This is a genomic window from Candidatus Nebulibacter yamunensis, assembly GCF_024208055.1.
GTDB classification, from domain to species: Bacteria; Pseudomonadota; Gammaproteobacteria; order Francisellales; family Francisellaceae; genus Caedibacter; species Caedibacter lacustris.
Genome location: NZ_JAMBMW010000062.1, coordinates 1 through 642 on the forward strand (window position 1 = coordinate 1; position 642 = coordinate 642).

General features: G+C 33.6%; 1 protein-coding gene. It reads left to right on the forward strand.

Going from position 1 to position 642, the window contains the following annotated elements; genetic code table 11:
- Positions 1 to 642, forward strand: a 642-nt coding sequence (locus tag M1V25_RS10280; RefSeq protein WP_236867605.1) for a hypothetical protein, incomplete at both ends; no start/stop codon positions are given.

The following is a 642-nucleotide window of genomic DNA, read 5'->3' on the forward strand; positions in this document are numbered from 1 at the left end:
AATGATGAGTTTTATAATATTAATGAAAGTTTATCTGACATATACTCGCTTTATCAAAAAATAAATACATCAATATTAGATCAAGATAAGGAACCAGAAACAAACCAAATTCCTTTGCATTTACAAGAATTTATTCAAAACGAGGTAAATCTTGCAGATGCCTCAATCAGCGCAGAATTCGATGTGAGTGTCTCATTTGATATGGACGAAAAATCCAAACAAAAACTTTATGTCGATTATAAAAAAATCCGTCACGTTATCCGCACTTTATTTGCCAATTACACAAAAGCCATAGATAGAGACAGTAGAAAAAAAGACATTCGTTTAACTATCACTGCCGAAGATGGTATGAAAGATAAATTGTATGTTACTTTTGAATTTGATGGCAATATGCCCTTTCTAGAATTAGAAGACGGTAAGATTCGTGCAGAGCATCTTGTCTATAAATCTCAAAGCCATATCGCCACAGATAAACATAACTTTGCTTATGATCTTTCCTTAGCCAAGTATTATGCTGAGTTGCTCTGTGACGGTGAAGAATTGAATGATTCATTATTTGAAGGACCAAGCTTTTCGTTTACCTTACCGTTTCGTAAAGTCGAAAACGATGGCAACGCTAAAGTATTTAAGCCTGTGTTGATT